The sequence below is a fragment of the Streptomyces sp. PA03-5A genome (assembly GCF_033792725.1).
Taxonomy (GTDB): domain Bacteria; phylum Actinomycetota; class Actinomycetes; order Streptomycetales; family Streptomycetaceae; genus Actinacidiphila.
Genome location: NZ_JARAVL010000027.1, coordinates 86,739 through 106,586, shown reverse-complemented (window position 1 = coordinate 106,586; position 19,848 = coordinate 86,739). Strand labels below are relative to the sequence as shown.

Genomic DNA, 19,848 nt, shown 5'->3' with positions numbered 1-19,848 from the left:
CCGTGGCGTCACACGCCGATGTCGCGGCCGTCCTTGCGCCACACCACGACGACGGAGGGGCGGGGGATCCGCTTGCCGCCGTCCGGCCAGCGCGAGGACGGGTTCTCGTACGTGGAGCCGTCGGTCTCGCCGGGGTGCTGCACCGCGACCAGGACGCGCTGGTCCTGGACGATCGGGCCGCAGGTCTCGGCGCCCTTGGGCACGCTCAGGAACTGCCGGACCTGACCGCGCTTGTCACCCCTGACCGCGACGCCGAAGAGGGCGTCGTGGGTGCCGAGGGTGCCGGGCGCGCCGTCGGTGGAGATCCACAGGTTGCCGTGCGGGTCGAAGGCCACGTTGTCCGGGCACGAGATCGGGCTGACGTCGTCCTTCGGGAAGCCCGCGAAGTAGGTGGCGGGGTCCGAGGGGTCTCCGGCGACCAGGAACAGCCGCCACGCGAAGCGGTCGGCGGCAGGGTCGTCGAAGAACTCGGCCAGCTCCAGCACGTGCCCGTGCTTGTTGTTGCTCCGCGGGTTGGCCTCGTCGGGGCCGGCGGAGCCGGCCTTGCCGCGGTTGGTGTTGTTGGTCAGCGCCACGTAGACGCGACCGGTGCGCGGGCTGGGCTCGACGTCCTCGGGGCGGTCCATCTTCGTGGCACCGGCCTTGTCCGCCGCCATCCGGGTGAAGAGGTAGACCTCCTCGGCGGTCATGCCCTCCACGAAGGAGGTGGTGCCGCTCGCCAGCCTGATCCACTCGCCCGAGCCGTCGAACTCGCCGTCCGAGGGCAGCTTCCCGCTGCCGTCGAACTCCGCGGCAGGGCTGTCGCCGGTGAGCCTGGCGACGTAGAGCGTGCCCTCGTCGAGCAGCGACAGGTTGTGCTCGCGGACGGCCCGGCCGCTGCCGTGCCGCATCGCCTTGCTCGCCACGAACTTGTACATGTAGTCAAAGCGCTCGTCGTCGCCCATGTAGACGACGGGGCGGCCGTCATCGGTGAGCCGGGGCTGCGCGGCCTCGTGCTTGAAGCGGCCGAGCGCGGTGTGCTTGCGCGGCGTCGAGTCCGGGTCGAAGGGGTCGAGCTCCACGATCCAGCCGAAGCGGTTGACCTCGTTGGGCTCCTTCGCCAGGTCGAAGCGGTCGTCGAACCGCTCCCACTTGCGCTCGCTGGCCGCGCCGGCGACGCCGTAGCGCTTCAGCCGCTCCGCGGTGACCGGGTCGGTGACCGAGGCCGCGTTGCCGAAGTACTGGTTGAAGTTCTCCTCGCCCGAGAGCACGGTGCCCCACGGGGTGGTGCCGCCGCGGCCGCGGGCGGCGTAGACCCCGAAGGCGTGGCGCAGCAGGTGGCCGGCGATGCCCCGGCCCCGCGCCTCCTTGCGCACCCCGAGGCTGCGGATCCACGCCATGGCCGCGCGGTCGTCACGGGTCAGTGCCACGCCGACGTCCCCCGCGCCCTCCAGCGAGGCGATCCACACCAGGGACCAGTCGATGCCAGAGCCGAGGTCGTCCAGCCACTGCGGGTAGGTGCGCCGCTGGTGGTCGAAGTGTTCCGCGAAGGTCTCCTGAAGGAGTTCGTGTGCGCGGCGTCGGTCGACCTCCTCCGTGCAGTCGCGCAGCGTCAGCCCGGGCGGCGGCTCGGGGACGGTGTCCGCGGCGGCGGACAGCGGGCGGGTCAGCACGTGGTAGCGCCGTACGGCCTTCCAGCCGCGCCGCGTCAGACGGGACGTGTCCATGGTGGGCGCGGTGTTCAGGGCGAGATGGACGACGGCCCGGGCCACGCCGTTCTCCGCGGCGCGCCCGGCGGCCCGGTTCTGCAGGAGGTCCAGCAGCCGCTCCCCGGCCTCCTGGTGCGCGGGCAGGACGTAGTGGTCGACGTCGATGCGTTCGGCACCGGAGTCGTCCCACAGGAGCCCGAACGCGACGGGCGCGCCGTCCTCGAAGACCAGCCAGGAGTTGCGTTCCAGGTCGGCCTCGGGGTGGACCAGTGACGACTCGACGGTCCCCAGGTCGGTCTCGGGCTGCCCGAGCTCCACGACGTCGACGGCGTTGAGCAACTCGCAGATGACGGAGGCGTCCTCGGGGACGGCGGGGCGCACGGTGAGGGGCATGCCGCAACTGTCGGTACCGGTGCCGGCCCCGCGCAAATGTTTTTCGCGGCGGAGCCGGTCCGGCGGGGACGGTGCCCGCGTCAGGCGTCGGCGGCCTCGGTCGCCGGACGGCCGGCTTCGGCGTCGGGCTCGGCATCTGCGTTGCGCTGGGCGGGGACGCTGACGTCCACGGCCCCGCCGGTCTCCTCCGCCGCGTCGGCGTCCTCGGCGGTGGGCACGGACGGCGTGGCCGGTACGGTCCGTACGGCCGTTGCGGCCACCGCGATCCCCGTCGGCACGGCGGGCGCCATGACGTCGAGGTCGGCGTCGTCGGGCCGGCGGTCGCGGCGGACGTCGCCGACGATCAGGGCCACCACCGCCGCGGAACCGACGAACTCCAGCAGGCTCTGCGAGGTGTCCACGGCGGTCACGGGCATCGTGCCGACCGCGTAGCCCCACAGCTCCGTGAAGGCCGACGGCATCATGAAGAGCGACAGGCCCACCGAGAAGCCCGGGGCGGTGGGCCGCCGCCGGGCCGCGAGCAGCATGCCGGCCCCGCACAGCACGGTCAGGCACACCCACTGGTACGGCGACGGCACCGCGAGGATCGCCCGCCCGCTGCCCTTGCCGACGATCAGGTCGCTGAGCACGCCCGGCCCGACCTGAACGGCCGTCACCGCGTTCCGGCCGATGTAGAAGACGTTGAGCACCGCGAGCAGCAGCCCGGAGGCGGTGGCCGTCACCTTCACCGGGCGGATGCCGCCCGTCACCGAGTCCGCGGCGGCGGCGGCCTCGTACTCCATGTGCCGGGCGAGCAGGAGGAGCCCTCCCAGGATGAGCGTGAGCACCACGGCGAGGACGGCGGTGCTGCCCACGGCATTCAGCGAGGCACCCTTCAGGGTGCCGAACCACGGGTCGGACGGCGAGTCGAGCAGCAGGTACCAGACCGCGGGGAGGCGGAAGCCGAGCGTCACGGTGCACGCGGTCACCAGCAGGCCGCCCGCGCCGCGGGTGCGGAACAGCGCCGCCAGACCGGCGCAGAGCTGCAGCGCCGCCAGGCCGAGGTCGAGCGAGGAGGTCGCCGACAGCCCCGGCACCCACCCGGTGGTCCACAGCGACCAGGCGCCCGGCAGGCCGCGGACAACGATGTCGTAGAGCAGCCAGAACGCCGTCTGGGCGAACAGCGCGAGGCTGAGCAAGGCCACGGCTATCCGCACTTGATTGATCGACATCCCCGGACGGTTCACGGCGCGCTGTCCCCTCGACGGCCAAACGTGGTTGAGTTCACAACTACCCAATGACGGAGCAGAGCATAAACGGTCCCCCATGGGCCCGCGCCAATCCGCCCCCGGCGTGCCCGCCTTGCGGAACCGCACGGGAACGTCACGCCAACGGAAAGTGAATGACACCTCGTCAGGGCAGTCCGTCACCGGCTCATGGATGAGCTGGTGCGCGACGGAACGGGCCTTGTGTGACGGGGAGTTGGCCATGAGGCGGGAGCGCTGGCGATCACCGCGCGGCGGGCACCATCGGCTCCGTGGTGCGCGCCGGACTGCGCGGGGAGACGGCACGGCTGGTCCTGCTCGACCGGGTCCCGCTGGTCGCGGAAGCCGCGAACGAGGAGGTGCACACCGTCGACCTGCAGGACGCCGACGCCGTGCGGTCCGACTTGGTGGGCGTCGACCGGGTCCTGCACCTCGGCGGCATCCCCGACGAGGCCCCGTTGGCCGACCTCCTGGAGGTCAACGTCCTCGGCACCCACCACGTCCTGGAAGCCGCCCGGCGGGGTGGCATCCGCCGCGTCGTGCCGACCGGGAGCAACCGCGTCACCGGTTTCCACCCCGCCGGGCAACGCACCGCCCCGGACGAACCGGTGCGCCCCGACGGCCTGTACGGGGTCAGCAAGGCGGCCGTCGAGGCGCTGGGACGGCTCTACGCCGACAAGTTCGGGCTCTGCGTCATCTGCCTGCAGCATCGGCAGCTTCGAGGCGGAACCCGGCGAGCGCCGCCACCTGGCGACCTGGCTCAGCCACCGCGACGCCGTCGGCTGGACCCGGGCCGCGCTCACCGCGCCGCCCGGCGTGCGCTACGCCACGGCGCGTCTCCGCCAACACCCGCCGCTTCTGGGAACTCCCGGCCCCGTCGGTGCTCGACTGCACCCCCGTCGACGACCCCGAGCAGCACGCCTCGCGCCTCACCGCCGCGGACGGCGACGCCGTACCGGACCCCGCCGTGCCCCAGGGCGGCCCGTACGCCCTGCCCGAGGTCACGCTCGCGCACCTTCGGCGCCGACCCGGAAGAATGTTGTCAGAGGCCTGTGATGGGATACCGGGGAACACCGCAGCCACCATCCCCGGGGAGAACACGCCCATGCCTCAGTACCCTTCGCTGACCCACGCCCTGGCGGAGGCGCTCGTGGACGTCACCTGGTTCATCGACGGCACGGACGACGAACAGATGGACGAGGACGACGCCGTGACGGCACTGGAGGGCGTCGCGGCCGTGGTGGACCGCATGTCGGAAGCACAGCGGGCCGAGTTGCTCGACGTGCTCGAGGCGATGGCGGCAGCCGAGGCCGACCCCCGGCGCCGCGCGTTCCTGGAGACGTTCCCGGAGGACTTCGGCGTCGTCGAGTGACCACCCCGGGCGCCTCCTCGGCGCGGGCCGCCGTGCGAGGTCAGCCCCGCGGCAGCCGCGGGTCGAGGAGGCGGTGCAGCCGGTGGGCGACGGGACGGAATCCGCGACGCGGCCAGAACACCGAGGACAGCGGGTTCGCCGCCCGCCAGTCCGTCACGCACACGCGGAACCCGCGCCGGGCGGCGTCCGCGAAGGCGTGCTCGGTGAGCCGGCGCCCCACACCGCTGCCGCGGTGCTCCGGAACGGTCGCGGCGAGGAGCAGTTCGACCGAGCCGCGCGGCGTCGTCAGCGAGACCTCGTCGTCGGGCACCGGCCGCATGACGCAGAAGCCACGGACCCCTTCCGGCCCCTCGGCGAGCCAGTACGACACGGCCGGGTCCTCCAGCAGCTCCAAGTGGCCCGGGCGCAGACCCTCGTAGAAGGACGGCTCGATGAAGGCGAAGACCGGCGGCCCCGCGTGCGCGTCGGCGACCAGGCGGAACAGCGGCTCCAGCGCGGCGAGGTCCGACGGCCCCGCGGCGCGCACGTCGTCGTGGCGGACGGCCGCCTCCGTCGCCAGGTCCGTCACGGCGTGGACCTGCTCGTACGCGAAGCACTGCGACAGCCAGACCGGCAGGTCGCCGGCGGCCGCGACGGCGTAGTGGTGCAGCCGCCCGTCGGCGAGCCATGGACCCGACAGGTCCGCGTAGAGCCCGCGCAGTACGTCCCCGTCGCGTGCCGCGTAGTGCCCGGGGCCCGTCCAGACGTGCCGTCCCCGGCCGTCGTCGCCGGGTACGGCGAGGAGGTACCCGGCGGGCGTGCCGTCCGCCGTCTCCGCGACCGCGCCCCGCGCGCCCTGCTCCCAGGCGTCCCGCAGCAGGGCCGCGCAGGCGGCCGGTTCGGTGAAACCCGGGTCGAGCGCGGCGTCCCGGGCGAGGTCGCGGCGGTGGCGGGCGGCGAGCAGGCCGGCCGCGGCATCGACGTCGGACTCCGCGAACGGCCTGGTGGTCGGCGCGATCACGGGTGTGCTCCTTCCGGTGGTCAGCCCTTGCGGGCCTCGATCAGATAGCGCTGCGAGTACGCCACGAAGGGCCCGTGCCGCTCCATGAAGTCGTGCAGCCGCGCCAGCTGCTCGCGATAGGCGTCCACCGTGAAGCCGGGCACGATCCAGATGACCTTGCGCAGGAAGTGGACCACGGCGGCGATGTCGTGGAACTCCATGCGCAGCGCCTCCTGGCGCAGGTCCACGACCTCCAGGCCCGCCGCTTCGGCGCGTGCGGTGGCCTCGACCCCGCTGGAGCCGGCCGTGGTCGTGAAGGGGTCCCGTGTGTGCGTGGCGACCGGCCGGGGCCCCATCAGGTAGTCCGTCAGCTCCCGCACCGAGCCGGCGCCGACCTGCTGGGACAGGTAGGTGCCCCGGGGACGCAGTACCCGGCGCACCTCGTCCCAGCGGGTCACCACCGGATGCCGGCTGACGACCAGGTCGAAGTGGCCGTCGGGGAAGGGCAGGTCGGCCGTGTCGTCGGCCTCGACGACGGTGGCGCCGAAGGGCGCCAGGTTGCGGCGGGCGATCTCCAGGTTGGGCGCCCAGGACTCCGTCGCCGCGACCACCGGCGGGGCGGTGGGCACGGTCGCCAGGACCTCCCCGCCGCCGGTCTGGATGTCGAGCACGGCCTCGGCCCGCGCCGTCCGCTCGGCGAGGAGCCCGCTGTAGCCCCAGGACGGGCGCTCCTCGGTGGCGCGGCCGGTGAACCAGGCGAAGTCCCATCCCTCGGTCGGGACGGCCTCCCCTTCGGCGAGGAGATCTTGGAACGTGGACATGGGCGCGAGGATGGCAGAAGCACCGGGCGGAACGCATCCGGATTACGCCGGGCCCGGCGCCGCCCGGCGGTGCGCCGTCAGCAGCCGGACGCCAGGGGGGTGAAGGACATCGGGGTGCCCTCCTCGGCGCCGACGGCCGTGCCGTAGGTCGTGGCGTCCACCTTGTACCAGACGTCGTCGCGGATGCGGTCGCCGCCGACGTCGTCCAGTTCGACGCACCAGCGTTCCGCGGACACCACACGGGTGTAGGACTCGGTGCCCTGCTGGACCTTGCGGCAGTCCTGGTAGTGCTCGGTGGTGTACCAGGTCCGGGTCGACTTGCGCTTGCCTGAACCCTTCGAGGAGGTGTGCTTCACCCGCCGGGTGCGGTCGGTGCACCGCTGCACCATGTGGGGGCGCCGCGCGGGGGCCGTCCTGCGCGCCACGTGCCGGTGGTCGTCCAGCGCCCCGGTGACGGGCGGGTCCGCCTTCGCCACTGGGGTGCGGGTGCCGGCGGAAGCGGCGGCCGACGCTCCGGATCCGGCCACGGCGCCGGAGTCCGGGCTCCCGCAGGCACCCAGCAGGGCGGCCAGGAGCACGGCGGCCACGGCGGCGGAGTACGGACGGCGGTGTCTGTGCACTTCTCTCCTCGATGAACGTGAACGTGGACACGAAGGCGAACGCGAAGGCGAACGCGAACGGTGCGGGCGGTCGGTGCCCGCCCGGATCATGACGCATCGTGGACGGCCCGGGTTCCCGTCAGCCCGGTTTCGACGGAGCTCTGACGCCGGCTGCCCGTTCCGGGCGTCCGGAAGTCGAACGCTGGGTAGGAACCGGGACGGGGATGGCTGGAAGTCATAGTCCTTGCCCGGGTCGCCGACGGCCCGGGAAGGGGGGAATCCGGTGGGGAAGACATCTGCGTTCGTTCGTATCGACGGCCCGGGGGGACGGGCCGCGCACAGCGGGACCGCACGGGGCCGGGCCGGGGGGCCCGTCCGCGTACCGGGCCCGTCGCTCCTCAACCCCGGCCTGCGGCAGGTGGAGCCGCACGTCATGGCCTGGGCGCGGCGGGCCGGGTTGCTGTCCGCGCCGGCCTCGGGGCAGGCCGGCCGGGAACGGCAGGCCGCCATGGCCGCGCACGTGTGGCCATGGGCGACCCCGGCCCGTCTGACGGAGCTGGCCCGGCTGACGCTGTGGATGTTCGCCGTCGACGACGGCAGCGACGTGGGCCCGTCCACGGGGACCGGCGCGGAACTGGAGGCCATGGCACGCGCCGTCGGCGGCTGCGGGTGGGAGGTCCCCGCGTCGGCGCCGCCGGCCGTCCGCGTCCTGGGCGAACTCCTGCCGCGGGTGACCGGTGCCATGGGGCCCGCCTGGGGCGACCGTTTCCGCCGTCACCTGCTCGGGTGGATCCGTACCAACCAGGACATGATCAGGATCCGCGCCGGCGACGAGGTGCCCACCCCCGAGGCCTACATCGCCTGGCGGCGGGTCTCCGGCGCGACCGGCTGGTGCTTCGACCTCATCGAGTACGCCCAGGAGGCGGAACTGCCCCCGGCGATCTGGTTCTCGCCGGCCTGCCGCGTGCTGCGCGAGGCCGCCGCCGACGTCATCGGCTGGACCAACGACCTGTTCTCGGTGGAGAAGGAGCTGCGCTCGGGGGAGACCACCAACCTGGTCCTCGTCCTGCGCCACCACCACGGCCTGACGCTGGACGAGGCGATCGACGAGACACGGCTGTGGCACGCCCGCCGCGTCGCCTCCCTGCGCACCGCGACACGCGACCTGTACGCCACCGCCCTCGCGACCGACCTCACCCCGGGGCAGCTGGCCGCGGTCTGCCAGTACGCGGACGGCATCCACGCCTGGGCCCGCGGCTTCCTCGACTTCTCCCTGGCCTCCGCCCGCTACCGTGCCCCCGGTGGGTAGCCGGCGGCGCCACCGGGAATGCACCACGGCAGGGGAGCACCGGGGGGAACGGGAGAGTACGCGATGGCTGCCGGGAGGGACCGCGCCACAGGCGCGGCCGGTTACCTGCTCAGGGTGTTCTCCGGTCTGGCCCGGCCCGCCCTGACCCTGCTGTTCGGCCCGGCGGGAGCGGTCGCCGGGGCGGCGACGGAGACCGTGGCCGCCTCGGGAGGCAGGGCGCTGGAGCAGTCGGCGGGCCGCAGACGGGCGCTGCCGGGCCTGCTGCGGATCTCCCGGCGCGGCACGGCGCCGCTGGTGGCGGACGTCGACGACCCCATCGGTCTCGGCGTCCACCCGGCCGCACCGGGCGGCGGCGGGACGGCCGGCTTCGGCCGTGTCCCGGTGTTCGTCGGGCGGGACGCCATGCCGCAGGCGGAGGCGGTGCTCAGCGGGGGACAGGGATTCCTGCTGCTGGTGGGGGACTCCACGGCGGGCAAGACGCGCCTGGCCTACGAGGTGGTGCGCAAGCACTTCCCGCGCTACCGGCTGGTCGTTCCGGACAGTCGTGAGGCGATGGTCGCCCTCGCGGACACCGTGCCACGGCTGAAGCAGGCCGTGGTGTGGCTGGACGACCTGGAGAACTACCTCGGCGCGGGCGGGCTGACGGCAGGTCACGTACAGCGGCTGCTGGAGGCCGGGCCGGCGCGGGTCGCCGTCGTGGCGACCATGAGCGCACGTCAGCACATCCGCTTCGGCGCCCGCTCGGCCGCCGACGACGAGCCCGGCGGTGACGTGCTGCGCTCGGGGCGCGAGGTGCTGCGGCTGGCCTCGGTCGTGCGGGTGGACCGTACCTGGAGCGAGGCGGAGCTGGCGCGGGCCCGGCACCACACCGACGACCCGAGGATCAGGGCCGCCGTCAACGACGCCCGGTCCGGCAGCCGCGGGGTGGCCGAGTACCTCGCCGCGGCTCCCCAGTTGCTCGACGACTTCAGCAACGCGTGGGCGGCCGGTGCCCGTCCGCGGGCAGCCGCCCTCGTCGCAGGGGCCGTGGACGCCCGGCGCGCGGGTTACCACCAGCCGCTGCCCGAGGACGTGCTGCGCCGCCTGCACGAGATCCACCTGGACCTGCGCGGCGGCACCAGCCTGCGGCCGGAGGCGTGGGAAGAGGCGCTGCGCTGGGCCACCGCCCCCCTGCACGCCACCTCCAGCCTGCTGCTGCCCCGCGACGACGGCGCCTACCTGGCCTTCGACTACCTGCACCAGACCCTGGACGAGCAGGTGCCGCCGCCGCGCATCCCGGACGCCGTGTGGGAGATCCTCATCGACCACGCCGACCCGGTGCGCGCCCTGGACATCGGCGCGACCGCCTACCAGCGCGGCGACCTGCACCACGCCATGGCCGCCTTCGACAAGGCCGGTGCCGACCCCGGGCAGTTGCCCCGGCAGTGGTACGCCACGTGCGTGGGGGAGGCCGGCGACCCCCGGCGCGCGGCGGACCTGTACCGCGAGCTGGTCGCGGAGGCCGAGCGGCGCGGCGGCCCCGACGTCAAGGAGACGCTGGAGAACCGCAACTCCCACGCCCGCTACGTCGGCATGGCCGGCCACCCCGCCGAGGCCGTCGACCTGCTGCGCGGCGTCATCCAGGACCGCACGCGCGTCCTCGGCCGCGAGCACTCCCACACCCTCAACAGCCGCAACAACCTGGCGGTGTTCCTCGGCGAGACCGGACGGCTCGAGGAAGCGGTCGCCGAGTACCAGTCCGTGCTGGCCGACCGGACCCGCCTGCTGGGCGCCGACCACCCGCACACCCTCAGCAGCCGGTACGGCTACGCCTACCTGCTCGGCGACGCCGGCCGCCCCGGACAGGCCGCCCGGCTCTTCGACAGCCTGGTCGCCGACCGGTCACGCACCCAGGGCCCGTACCACCCCTACACCCTCAACAACCGCCGCCACCACGCCCACTTCCTCGGCGAGGCGGGGCATGCCGCCCGCGCCGCCGGGCTGTTCGGGGAACTCCTCCAGGACTGCCTGAAGGTCCTCGACCCGCTCCACCCGGACACCCTCGCCTCCCGCCACGGCCACGCCCGTTTCCTGGGCGAGGCCGGCGACCCCGGCCGCGCATCGGCACTGCTCAGCGACCTGATCGAGGACGGCCGCGGAGGCGCCGTGCACGGGCCGGACAGCCCGATCCCGCTGCTGTGGCGGCGCTACCAGGCGCTCTTCCTCAGCGAGGCCGGGGCGGCCGAGGAGGCCGTACGGCTCCTCGGCGCGCTGTTGACCGAGAGCGCCGAGATCCTCGACGACGGGCACCCCCAGCTGTTCGCTGTCCGTGCCGCCCACGCCCGTTGTGTCCTGAGGGCGGGCCGGGCGGCCGAGGCGACGGCCCGGTACGAACAGCTCGTCGACGACTGCCGCGAGCGCCTGGGCGACGACCACCCCCAGACGCTCACCGCACGCGGCGGGCGTGCCCGCTGCCTGGCCGCCACCGGCCGTCACGGCGAGGCCGCGGACCTGCTGGAGATCCTCGTCCAGGACCGCACCCGCGTCCTCGGTGACGACCATCCCTCCACCCTCAACAGCCGTAACGCCCACGCCTGTTCGGTCGGCGCGGCGGGCGACGCCCCACGCGCCGCCCGGCTGCTGCGCCAGGTCCTCCAGGACCGTGTGCGCCACCTCGGCGAGGACCACCCCTGGATCGCCCGTACCCGGGAGGAACTCGCCCGCTTCCCGTGACCGGGCCTGCCGCTCCCGGCGGGTCAGTCGCGGGTGACGTGCCCGTCTACCAGCCGCCACAGCCCCAGCGGGTTGGCCGGGACCAGCGCCTCGGGGAGCAGCGCGTCCGGGAAGCCCTGGTAGGTGACGGGCCGCAGGAAGCGGTCGATCGCGCTCATGCCGACCGAGGTGAAGCGGCTGTCGGTGGTGGCCGGGAACGGGCCTCCGTGGATGGTGGCGTGGCCGACCTCCTGCGGGTGGGCGAAGGCGTTCACCACGATCCGGCCGGTGCGGCGCTCCAGGACCGGCAGCAGGCGCGCGGCCTGCGGGTGGTCCTCCTCCTCGAGGTGCATCGTCGCCGACAGCTGGCCGCGGAAGCTCCGGGCCACCTCGGTCATCTGCTCGACGCCGGACAGCCGGACCAGCAGCGCTGCCGGTCCGAAGACCTCCTCGGCCAGGGCGGTTTCGGCCAGGAACCGGTCGCCGTCGACCTCGAGGAGCTGCGCGCGGCCCTCGAAGGCGCCCTCGGGCTCCGGGCCCACCGTCACGGTCGTGGCCCCGGAGTCGCGCAGGCGCCGCGCCCCGCGGCCGTACGCGTCGTGGATGCCGGGGGTGAGCATCGTCCGTGCGCCCATCGCGCCCACCCGTGCCGCGGCTGCCTCGCGCATCGCGGCGTAACCCGGGCCGTCGACGGCGAGCAGCACGGCCGGCTTCAGGCAGGCCTGGCCGACGTTGACGAGCATGCGCTCGGCGAAGCCGTCGCCGATCTCGCCGCCGCGCGCCGCCAGCGCCGCTGGCAGGACGAAGGTCGGGTTGACGCTGGTCATCTCCGCGAAGACCGGGATCGGGTCGGGTCGCAGCTGGGCCCGCCGGTACAGGGCCATGCCACCGCCTTCGGAGCCGGTGAAGGTGACGGCCTTGACCAGCGGATGGTCCACCAGGGCCTCGCCGATCGCGTTGCCGGCCCCCCGGACCATCGAGAACACGCCCTCGTGCAGCCCGGAATCGGCGACGGCGCCCTGGATGACGCGCCCCTGCAGCTCCGAGGCGCCGGGGTGGGCGTTGTGGGCCTTGAGGATCACCGGGCAGCCCGCCGCGAGAGCGGCGGCGGTGTCGCCGCCCGCGACCGAGTACGAGATCGGGAAGTTGCTGGCGCCGAAGACGGCCACCGGGCCGATACCGATCTTCTGCATGCGGTGGTCCATGCGCGGCCGGGGCTGCCGCTCCGGCTGGGCCGGGTCGACGGCGGCCTGCCGGAACCGGCCCTGCCGGACGACGTCGGCGAACTGCCGGAACTGCCCTGCGGACTTGACCGCCTCGGCTTCCAGCTGCGCGGCCGGAAGGCCCGTTTCCAGGGCTGCCCGCTCGGCCAGTTCGCCCTTGATCCCCTCGAGCCGGTCCGCGATCAGTTCGAGGAACGCGGCGCGCTCCGCGAGGCCGGTGCGGTTGTAGGTGTCGTAGGCCTCGTCGGCCAGGCGGGCGGCGCGGTCGACCTCGGCCGCCCCGCCGAGCGCGAACTCCGGTCCGACCAGTTCGCCGGTGGCCGGGTCGAGGGCCTTCATCGTGCCTTCGGACGCGGGGATGGACGACGCGCCTATCAGCATCTCTCCGGTCAGTCGCATGTCAGTGGTCTCCGTTCTCCAGGGTCTTGAGCAGGTCGGCGGTGGTGGTGATGGAGTGGGCGTAGGTGGGGCCGTTGAGTTCGTGGGCGGCGTGCATCATCTCCGGGCGGTAGGCCGCGGTGGCGTCACGGACGAGCGTCACGTGGTAGCCGAGCTCCATGGCGAAGCGGCCGGTGGACTCGATGCAGGTGTTGGCGAGCAGGCCGATGACGATCACGTGCGTGATGCCGTGCTGCTTGAGCCGGAAGTCCAGGTCGGTGTTGGCGAACCCGCTCTGCGACCAGTGCTCCTGGATGACCACCTCGCCGTCGGCGGGCCGGAAGTCGGGGTGGAACTCGCCTCCCCAGGTGCCGAGGGCGAAGGTGTGCCGCTCCTGGATGATGCGGTGCGTGGGGTTGGGGTGCTCCCAGTCCTCGTAGTCACCCTCCTGCCAGCGGCGGTGGGGGACGAAGAAGACCTTCTGGCCCGCCGCGCGCCCCGCGCCGACGACGGCGCGGAGGTTGTCGAGCAGGCCGACCTCGGTGGCGACGCCCTCCAGCGCGGGCCAGACCTTGCCGCCCTCCGACAGGAAGTCGTTGTAGGGGTCGACCAGCAGTATCGCGGTGCGCGTGGGGTCGTAGGTGTCGGTCATGACGGGCCCTTTCCAATCTGGATTACTTGCATCATCCTCATTCCTCATTCAGGATTACTCTCGTCATCCTGAAAGTCAAGGACGGCGCCCCGGGCGCCCGGCACGTGAGCGAGGTACGGCGATGACCCCCGATGAACTGCGCACATCCCTGATCGGCGCCTGGCGCCTGATGTCCTACGAGGCCACCGACGTCGGGACCGGGGAGGTCGTCGAGCCCTTCGGGCCGCGGCCCCGGGGACTGATCACGTACGGGCCGGAGGGCCACATGGCGGCCCAGATCATGCGGGTCGGGCGGCCGGGCTTCCGCCACGGGCGGCTCGAGGAAGGGCTGCCGGAGGAGCTGGCCGCGGCGGCCGCGGGCTACCTCGCGTACGCCGGCACCTTCGAGGTCCCGGCGGGGGACACGGTCGTCCACCACGTCGAGCTGAGCCTGTTCCCCAACTGGGTGGGCGGTTCCCAGACGCGGATCGCCGACCTGGACGGGCGCAGGCTCCGGCTGAGCCTGCCCGGTGCCGCCAGGATCTGGGGGGCGCTGCGCACCGGCGTCCTGACCTGGGAGCGCGACGGACGGTAGTGGCGGCCCCCGGGAAGCGGGGGTGCGGAGCGCGGGCGGTGGGGCCCGCGCTCCGAGGGGGTGTGGCTATCGCCGCAGGGCGGGAGCGGTGGCGGTGTCCGCGTCGGCCTGTCCGGGCTCGGCGTCGTCGCCGTGCCGGGGGCCGGTGTGGCGGGCGCGGAGGCCGTGCCAGGCGAGAGTGAGGCCCGCGAGGAGCAGGAAGCCCAGGCCGCCCGCCACCACGCCGCGCCAGCCGAAGGCGGAGAAGAGCACCCCGGCGACGGCGGAACCGGTGGCGCCGCCACCGAAGACCGCGAACATGTACACCGTGTTGAGCCGCCCCCGGATCTCCGGCCCGGCGGTGAAGATGCGGGCCTGGTTCGCTATCTGGCCGCTCGTCACCCCGTAGCCGAGGAGGTTGCAGCCGACGGCGAGGACGACGAGCGACCGCCCCGCGACCCCGAAGAGCACGAAGGCGGCCAGTGCCGAGGCGACGGCGAGGGCGTTGACCCCCAGCGGCCCCCACCGGTCGGTGAGCCGCCCCGAGTAGCGGGCGGCCAGGGCGCCCGGCACGCTGCACAGGCCGAAGAGGCCGACCACGGCGGGGCCCAGGCCGATCGGCGGCGCGGTGAGGTGGAAGGCGAGCGTGGACCAGAAGGCCGAGAAGGAGGCGAACGCCGTCGCCCCCAGCGCGGCCGACAGGCGCAACGGGGCGTGGACCACGAGCAGTCGGGGGAGCGAGGCGAGCAAGCTCCCGTAGCCGCCGGAGGCCGCCGCCCCCGGCGGGCGCCCGGCCGGCATGTAGCGGGGGAGGACCAGCAGCAGCGCCCCCGTGGCCGCCGCGGCGACGAGGAAGCCGGCCCGCCAGGTGCCCGCGGCCTCGGCGATGAGCCCGGAGGCGGTGCGCGAGAGCAGGGCGCCCATCGTCAGCCCCGTGCCGACCGCCCCCAGGACCCGCCCGGCCTGGCCGGGGGCGGCCATGGACGCGACCGTGGGCATGATCACCTGTGGGAGCACGGTGCTCGCCGAGAGCACGAGGGTCGCCATCCCCAGCAGGGCGACGGACGGAGCCAGGGCGCCCCCCAGGAGCGCGACGGCGGTCACCGCCAGCAGGACCCTGGACAGCCGGCGCAGCCGGGCCCGGTCCGCGAGCGGGACGACGGCCACGATCCCCAGCGCGTAGCCGATCTGTCCTGCCGTGGCCACGAGGCCGGCGGCGGAGGCGGAGATGCCGAAGCCGCGGGCGATCTGGTCGAGGAGGGGCTGGGTGAAGTAGATGTTGGCGACCGTGATCGCCGTCGCCGTGGCGAAGACGGGGAGGGTTCCCCGTTTGACGTCCGGGCGGGTTGCTGCGGTGGTCATGGGTCCTCGCGGAGGGTTCGCGGGCGGGAGGGGCGGGGCGGCGGGCCTGCTCCGGTGGAGGCTCGTGCCGAGGTCTGGATGATTTATGTCATCCACATATGCAGGATGATGCGTGTCATCCTGCATGTCAAAGCCCGGGATGGGATTCCGGCAGCGATGTATGATGTCCGTCATCCACATTGGGGTCGGGTCAGCCCGACGCACACCCGGGAGGTCATGCGATGGGTCACTCGCAGGCAGCGAAGGCCGAGTCGCGCGAGAAGGTCCTGCGGATCGCCGCCCGCCGGATCCGCGAGGAGGGCATGACCCGACCCGGCGTCGCGGACCTCATGAACGAGGCCGGACTGACCCACGGCGGGTTCTACAAGCACTTCGCCTCGCGCGAGGACCTGATGGGTCAGGCGGCGGCGCTGGCCCTGGCCGACGGCGAGGCCAAGATGGCCGAGGCCGCCCGCCGGGACCCGGATGAGCCCCGCTCGGGCCTGATCGACGCCTACCTCAGCGCCCGCCACCGGGACGCTCCCGGCACCGGCTGCGCCCTGGTGACCTTGGGCGCCGCAGCCGGTCGCGGCGATGCGGAGTTGCGGGAGGCGTACGAGAAGCAGGTCCTCAGCTACCTCGCGCTCATCGGTGAGGCGGCGCAGGGCGACGACCCCGGTGAGGCGCGGGCCGACGCGATGCTCACTCTCAGCGCCCTGGTCGGTGCCTTGTTGATCTCGCGCGCGGTCGCCGACCCGGAGCTGTCCGACGAGTTCCTGGCGACGGTCGCCGGGCGCCTGAAGGACGCGTACGTACCCGCGGAGGCCTGACCGAACCGGCGGCCCGCAGGCTCGCCCGGGAGACCGGGCAGCCCGAGTGGGAGGCGACCGCGCTCAGCGTGCTCGGCTGCCTCGCCGCCCTGCGCGACGACGCGTCGACCGCCCACCGGCTGATCGGGCAGGCGCGGGCCATCGCCGTCCGGCTGAACCCCCCGCTGCTGCACGCGACGGTGCGCATGGCGCGCGGCACGGCGCTGTCCTGCAGCGGGGACCACGCGCAGGCGTACGCCCAGCTGAGGCGGCTGATCGATCCGGCCGACGCCGGGCACCACGTGATGACCGCCCTGTGGACCGTGGGCGACCTCGCCGAGGCGGCCGCGCACTGCGGCGAGAAGGACGACGCGCAAGGGGTCCTGGATCGGTTCGCACCGCTGGCCCGCCGGACGCCCGCGGCCCGCGTGCGCCTGGCCGCGCGCCACGCCCGGGCGGTCCTGGCCGGTGAGGAGGAGGGTGAGGCCGCCTTCGCGGCCGCCTTGGGGGCGGACCTCACGGGCTGGTCCCTGGAGCGGGCGCGCCTGCGGCTCGCGTACGGCGAGTGGCTGCGCAGGCAGCGCCGCGTCCTGGAGTCCCGCGCACCGCTCAGGGCCGCCCGCGACACCTTCGACGACCTGGGAGCCGCGGCGTGGAGCCGCCGCGCGCGGCAGGAACTGGAGGCCACCGGCGAGACCACCCGTCAGCGGTCGCCCCGGGCCGCCGACCGGCTCACTTCCCCGCGGATAGGGCAGCACGGCACTGCCGGCTCCGCGCTGCTCCACGCTCCGGTCGCCCCAGTCCATCCCGCTGCCGATCCACCGCATCCACCGCGGCGGAGCGGCCGAGCGCTTCGCCGCCCGGGCCGGCCCCGCCTCGAGGAGCAGCACCCGGGCCCGCCCGTCCTCCGAGAGCCGCGCGGCGAGCACGCACCCCGCGGTCCCGCCACCGACGACGATGTAGTCGTATGCCGTCATCCCAGACCTCCGAGCCGACCCGTCCGCGGTCGCCCGGCCCCCGGCCGCGGACACAGCAAAAACTAGGGCGAAAGCTGACGAAAGGCGTCCGTCAAGCTACGTAACGGCGGTCCGCCGTGTGCCCGGTCATGCGTACCGCCGTGCCCGGTGCCCCGGTCGCGGCCCATGGGTGACGACGGAAGGTGTCCGTTGCATCACTTATGAGTGGCATGCGTACCGCTGTCGTTGTGCCCGACGGTCGGAGCCCCGGACCCGGTCCCCGCGATCGGCGGTGAACTCCCCGGACCCGCCGACGTCATGGCGCAGGACCGGCGCTTCTGACCGGGCACCCCGCAGATCGGTCGTCCAGGGCGAGCCTTCACGAAATCTTTCCCGTCGCCCCGGCCCGGACCATGCGTCACGGGGCAAACGCACGGCAACGACATGCTGCTGAACGGCGAACGCGGCCGAACCGGGCCCACGAGGGGGCGTCCATGCGAGCACTCACGGAACACCTGTCCCTGCGGCTGATCACCGGGACCCGGCGGTTCCTCGATCTGTCGGCGGACTGCCGGTACCGTTCCGACGACCCCTACATCGTGCGGATGCGCTTCGGCCTCGACGACGGTGCCGGCGAGGCGGAGTGGGTGCTCTCCCGCGAGCTGCTGCTCGCCGGGCTCGCGGCCTCCGCCGGGGACGGCGACGTGCACGTCGAACCCGGCGACCACGCCCACACCCTGATCACGCTCGCCGCCCCCGGCGGCACGGCCGTCCTGCAGGTCGCCACGGGTGAACTCGCCCGGTTCCTGGCCGCGACCGCGGAACTCGTCCCGCTCGGCACCGAGGGCGGCCACATCGACTGGGACGCCTGCATCGCAGGACTCCTCTCGGCCTGAGGCGTTCCTCAGGGGGTGGGCACGCCCATCGGGTTCGGGTACGGCAGCGCCCCCGCGCAGGCCCGCGCCGCAGCGGACAGCACGGTGACCAGGCGCTCGACGGCCCCGGGTGCCAAGAGCTCCCAGGGCCGACCGGCGGCGCGGTCGGTGGCCTCCTCCAGCGCGCGGTAGGCCTCCCGCCCCGCTGCGGTCGCGGAGCCGTCCGCGCCGAGCAGGCCGCGGTCGGCGAGACGAGCCGCTGCACCGGCCCACTGCTCGTCGGTCCATCCGCGGTGCGGCTGCAGCTCCGATCGCGGCAGGTCGATGCCCGTGCGCAGCACCAGCGCCTCGCATCCACTCAGACCGGCCGCGACGAGCGCCGCCACATGACCGTCCCCGCGGTGCTCGCGCAGCAGCGTGGCCTGGTGCCAGAGCGCGTCGACCGGGTCGCCGGGGGAGGGGAGCGCCGTATTCGCGGCGGCGAGCACCCGTCCCGCGACGTCGAGGCCGGCGACGACGGGAGCCAGCAGGTCCACCGCCTCCGCCACCGCCGTCTCCTGCCCCGCCAGCAGCCGCCGCAGTGCGGCGCCCGCGCCGCGCCGCCGCGCGTCAAGGGCGCGCTCGGGCGGGGCGAGAGCCCACACGCCGGGCAGCGCGCGGGCCACCATGGCGGGCGCGAAGCCGAAGAAGGCGGCCACGACGGGCTCCGGGCCCACCGGGCCGAGGGGGGCCGCGCGACCGGCGAAGTAACCGCGCCAGTAACCGCGCAGCCCCGCCTCCTCGTACGCGGCACGTGCCTCGGGCGTGAAGTAGGTGACGGCGTGCACCGGTTCGGCGAGCCGCCACATGCGCCGGGCGGTGACGGCGGCCTCCGAGGGCGTCACGGTCCGGCTCACCGGACGCCTCCGCCCCGTACCTCGGCGACCAGGTCGCCGGCGACGTCCGTGCGGGCTTCGATCGCCCGCAAGACGGCCACCATGTCCGCGCGTCCGTCGCCCTGTTCCACGGTCTCGTCGAAGAGGGCGTGGCAGACGTCCAGCAGCGGCGAGGCCAGGCCGGACGCGCGCGCCGCCTCGGCGATGAGGCGGTTGTTGTGCAGCACGTCCGCCGCGGCGGCCTGCGCGGAGAAGTCGCGCTCCCTCAGCTTGGGCGCCTTCATCCGCGACACGGCGCTGGCCATGGGCCCGGCGTCCAGGACGGAGAGGAACTGCCCGGTGTCCAGGCCCTGCCGTTCCGCGAAGTGGAAGGCCTCGGTGAGCCCGGTGACCATCGTGATCAGGAAGAGGTTGACCGACAGCTTCATCAGCAGCGCGCCGGGCACCGGCCCGCAGGCGAAGGACTCCCGGCACATCGGCGCGAGCAGCGGCCGCACCTCCTCCACCGCCGCGGGATCCCCGGCGAGCATCGCCACGAGCTGCCCCGCCTCGGCGGGCTTGCGGGAGCCGGAGACGGGGGCCTCCACGTAGCGGCCGCCCGCCGCGCGGACGGCGGCCTCCAGCCCGCGCGAGTACGCGGGCGAGGTGGTGCCCATGTGGACGACGACGTGCCCGGCCACACGCGCGGCGAAGTCCGGGGTGCCGCGGCCCAGGACGTCGTCGACGGCGGCGCCGTCGGCGAGCATCAGGACCACCACGCGGGCCCGGTCGAAGACCTCGCCGGGCCCCTCCGCCACCTCGGCCCCGGCCGCGCGCAGCGGAGCGCACCGGGCGGCGGTGCGGTTCCAGACCACCAGCCGTGTTCCCGAACCGGCCAGACGGAGCGCCATGGGCTGCCCCATGATCCCCAGGCCGATGAAACCCACGTCCACTGCCCACCGCCCGTCCCGGCCGTCCGACCGCTCGACCCGCGCGTTATGACGCCTGTCATACGCGCTATGACAGGCGTCATAATAGACCCCGGGGCGCCGGCCGCCGGCCCGCGCGCGCGAACTGCGCCGCCGAGCTGACGCGCACCGGGCAGGGCCGC

The 19,848-nt window shown here is 74.1% G+C and carries 17 protein-coding genes and 1 pseudogene; 7 read left to right on the top strand and 11 right to left on the bottom strand.

Annotated features, from left to right (window positions below):
- Positions 1-8: 8 nt before the first annotated feature.
- Together PV410_RS29975 and PV410_RS29970 are read right to left on the bottom strand one after the other, a co-directional pair.
- Positions 9-2,081 carry a GNAT family N-acetyltransferase gene (locus tag PV410_RS29975; RefSeq protein WP_500328893.1) on the bottom strand — a complete coding sequence of 691 codons (2,073 nt, stop codon included), beginning with the start codon at positions 2,079-2,081 and terminating at the stop codon, positions 9-11.
- 80 nt (positions 2,082-2,161) lie between these two features.
- Positions 2,162-3,292, bottom strand: a complete 1,131-nt coding sequence (locus PV410_RS29970; RefSeq protein ID WP_500328892.1) for a hypothetical protein — start codon at positions 3,290-3,292, stop codon at positions 2,162-2,164.
- 305 nt (positions 3,293-3,597) lie between these two features.
- On the opposite strand from PV410_RS29970, the gene PV410_RS29965 reads away from it, so the two are divergent.
- Entirely contained in the window at positions 3,598-4,452 is an 855-nt protein-coding gene (locus PV410_RS29965; protein ID WP_500328891.1) for an NAD-dependent epimerase/dehydratase family protein, read from the top strand.
- Positions 4,431-4,697 carry a hypothetical protein gene (locus tag PV410_RS29960; protein ID WP_499509228.1) on the top strand — a complete coding sequence of 89 codons (267 nt, stop codon included), beginning with the start codon at positions 4,431-4,433 and terminating at the stop codon, positions 4,695-4,697. Before PV410_RS29965 ends, PV410_RS29960 begins: the two co-directional genes overlap by 22 nt.
- Before the next feature lie 40 nt (positions 4,698-4,737).
- On the opposite strand, the gene PV410_RS29955 is transcribed toward PV410_RS29960, so the two are convergent.
- The 3 genes from PV410_RS29955 to PV410_RS29945 form a co-directional block, all read right to left on the bottom strand.
- The gene (locus PV410_RS29955) at positions 4,738-5,697 is read right to left on the bottom strand and encodes a GNAT family N-acetyltransferase (RefSeq protein ID WP_500328890.1); all 960 of its coding nucleotides are present in this window, start codon (positions 5,695-5,697) and stop codon (positions 4,738-4,740) included.
- 20 nt (positions 5,698-5,717) lie between these two features.
- Entirely contained in the window at positions 5,718-6,497 is a 780-nt protein-coding gene (locus PV410_RS29950; protein WP_500328889.1) for a class I SAM-dependent methyltransferase, read from the bottom strand.
- A gap of 77 nt (positions 6,498-6,574) precedes the next feature.
- Complete coding sequence (locus PV410_RS29945) at positions 6,575-7,117, bottom strand: hypothetical protein (RefSeq protein ID WP_500328888.1); 543 nt, start codon at positions 7,115-7,117, stop codon at positions 6,575-6,577.
- Positions 7,118-7,379: 262 nt separating this feature from the next.
- Between PV410_RS29945 and PV410_RS29940 the strand changes: the two genes are divergently transcribed.
- Both PV410_RS29940 and PV410_RS29935 read left to right on the top strand, forming a co-directional pair.
- Positions 7,380-8,405, top strand: coding sequence for a terpene synthase family protein (locus PV410_RS29940; RefSeq protein ID WP_500328887.1), 1,026 nt, complete (start codon positions 7,380-7,382; stop codon positions 8,403-8,405).
- Positions 8,406-8,468: 63 nt separating this feature from the next.
- Entirely contained in the window at positions 8,469-11,117 is a 2,649-nt protein-coding gene (locus tag PV410_RS29935; protein WP_500328886.1) for a tetratricopeptide repeat protein, read from the top strand.
- Between the two features lie 23 nt (positions 11,118-11,140).
- Here PV410_RS29935 and PV410_RS29930 read toward each other — a convergent pair whose 3' ends face one another.
- Complete coding sequence (locus PV410_RS29930) at positions 11,141-12,718, bottom strand: aldehyde dehydrogenase (NADP(+)) (RefSeq protein ID WP_500328885.1); 1,578 nt, start codon at positions 12,716-12,718, stop codon at positions 11,141-11,143.
- 1 nt (position 12,719) lies between these two features.
- The gene (locus PV410_RS29925) at positions 12,720-13,349 is read right to left on the bottom strand and encodes a cysteine hydrolase family protein (protein ID WP_500328884.1); all 630 of its coding nucleotides are present in this window, start codon (positions 13,347-13,349) and stop codon (positions 12,720-12,722) included.
- A 121-nt stretch (positions 13,350-13,470) separates the two neighbouring features.
- On the opposite strand from PV410_RS29925, the gene PV410_RS29920 reads away from it, so the two are divergent.
- On the top strand, positions 13,471-13,923 hold the full coding sequence (locus tag PV410_RS29920; RefSeq protein WP_500328883.1) for a lipocalin-like domain-containing protein: 453 nt from the start codon (positions 13,471-13,473) through the stop codon (positions 13,921-13,923).
- A gap of 66 nt (positions 13,924-13,989) precedes the next feature.
- On the opposite strand, the gene PV410_RS29915 is transcribed toward PV410_RS29920, so the two are convergent.
- On the bottom strand, positions 13,990-15,264 hold the full coding sequence (locus PV410_RS29915) for an MFS transporter (protein ID WP_500328882.1): 1,275 nt from the start codon (positions 15,262-15,264) through the stop codon (positions 13,990-13,992).
- 221 nt (positions 15,265-15,485) lie between these two features.
- On the opposite strand from PV410_RS29915, the gene PV410_RS29910 reads away from it, so the two are divergent.
- Positions 15,486-16,073, top strand: a complete 588-nt coding sequence (locus tag PV410_RS29910; protein ID WP_500328881.1) for a TetR/AcrR family transcriptional regulator — start codon at positions 15,486-15,488, stop codon at positions 16,071-16,073.
- Positions 16,074-16,957: 884 nt separating this feature from the next.
- On the opposite strand, the pseudogene PV410_RS29905 reads toward PV410_RS29910, so the two are convergent.
- Positions 16,958-17,029: pseudogene (locus PV410_RS29905) on the bottom strand (hypothetical protein); the annotation flags it as partial.
- A gap of 473 nt (positions 17,030-17,502) precedes the next feature.
- On the opposite strand from PV410_RS29905, the gene PV410_RS29900 reads away from it, so the two are divergent.
- The gene (locus PV410_RS29900; protein WP_500328880.1) at positions 17,503-17,904 is read left to right on the top strand and encodes an SsgA family sporulation/cell division regulator; all 402 of its coding nucleotides are present in this window, start codon (positions 17,503-17,505) and stop codon (positions 17,902-17,904) included.
- An 8-nt stretch (positions 17,905-17,912) separates the two neighbouring features.
- Here the strand turns inward: PV410_RS29900 and PV410_RS29895 are convergent, their stop codons facing one another.
- Both PV410_RS29895 and PV410_RS29890 read right to left on the bottom strand, forming a co-directional pair.
- On the bottom strand, positions 17,913-18,779 hold the full coding sequence (locus PV410_RS29895) for an SCO6745 family protein (RefSeq protein ID WP_500328879.1): 867 nt from the start codon (positions 18,777-18,779) through the stop codon (positions 17,913-17,915).
- Positions 18,776-19,690 carry an NAD(P)-dependent oxidoreductase gene (locus tag PV410_RS29890; RefSeq protein ID WP_500328878.1) on the bottom strand — a complete coding sequence of 305 codons (915 nt, stop codon included), beginning with the start codon at positions 19,688-19,690 and terminating at the stop codon, positions 18,776-18,778. The genes PV410_RS29895 and PV410_RS29890 overlap by 4 nt, the downstream gene beginning before the upstream one ends.
- Positions 19,691-19,848: the final 158 nt, after the last annotated feature.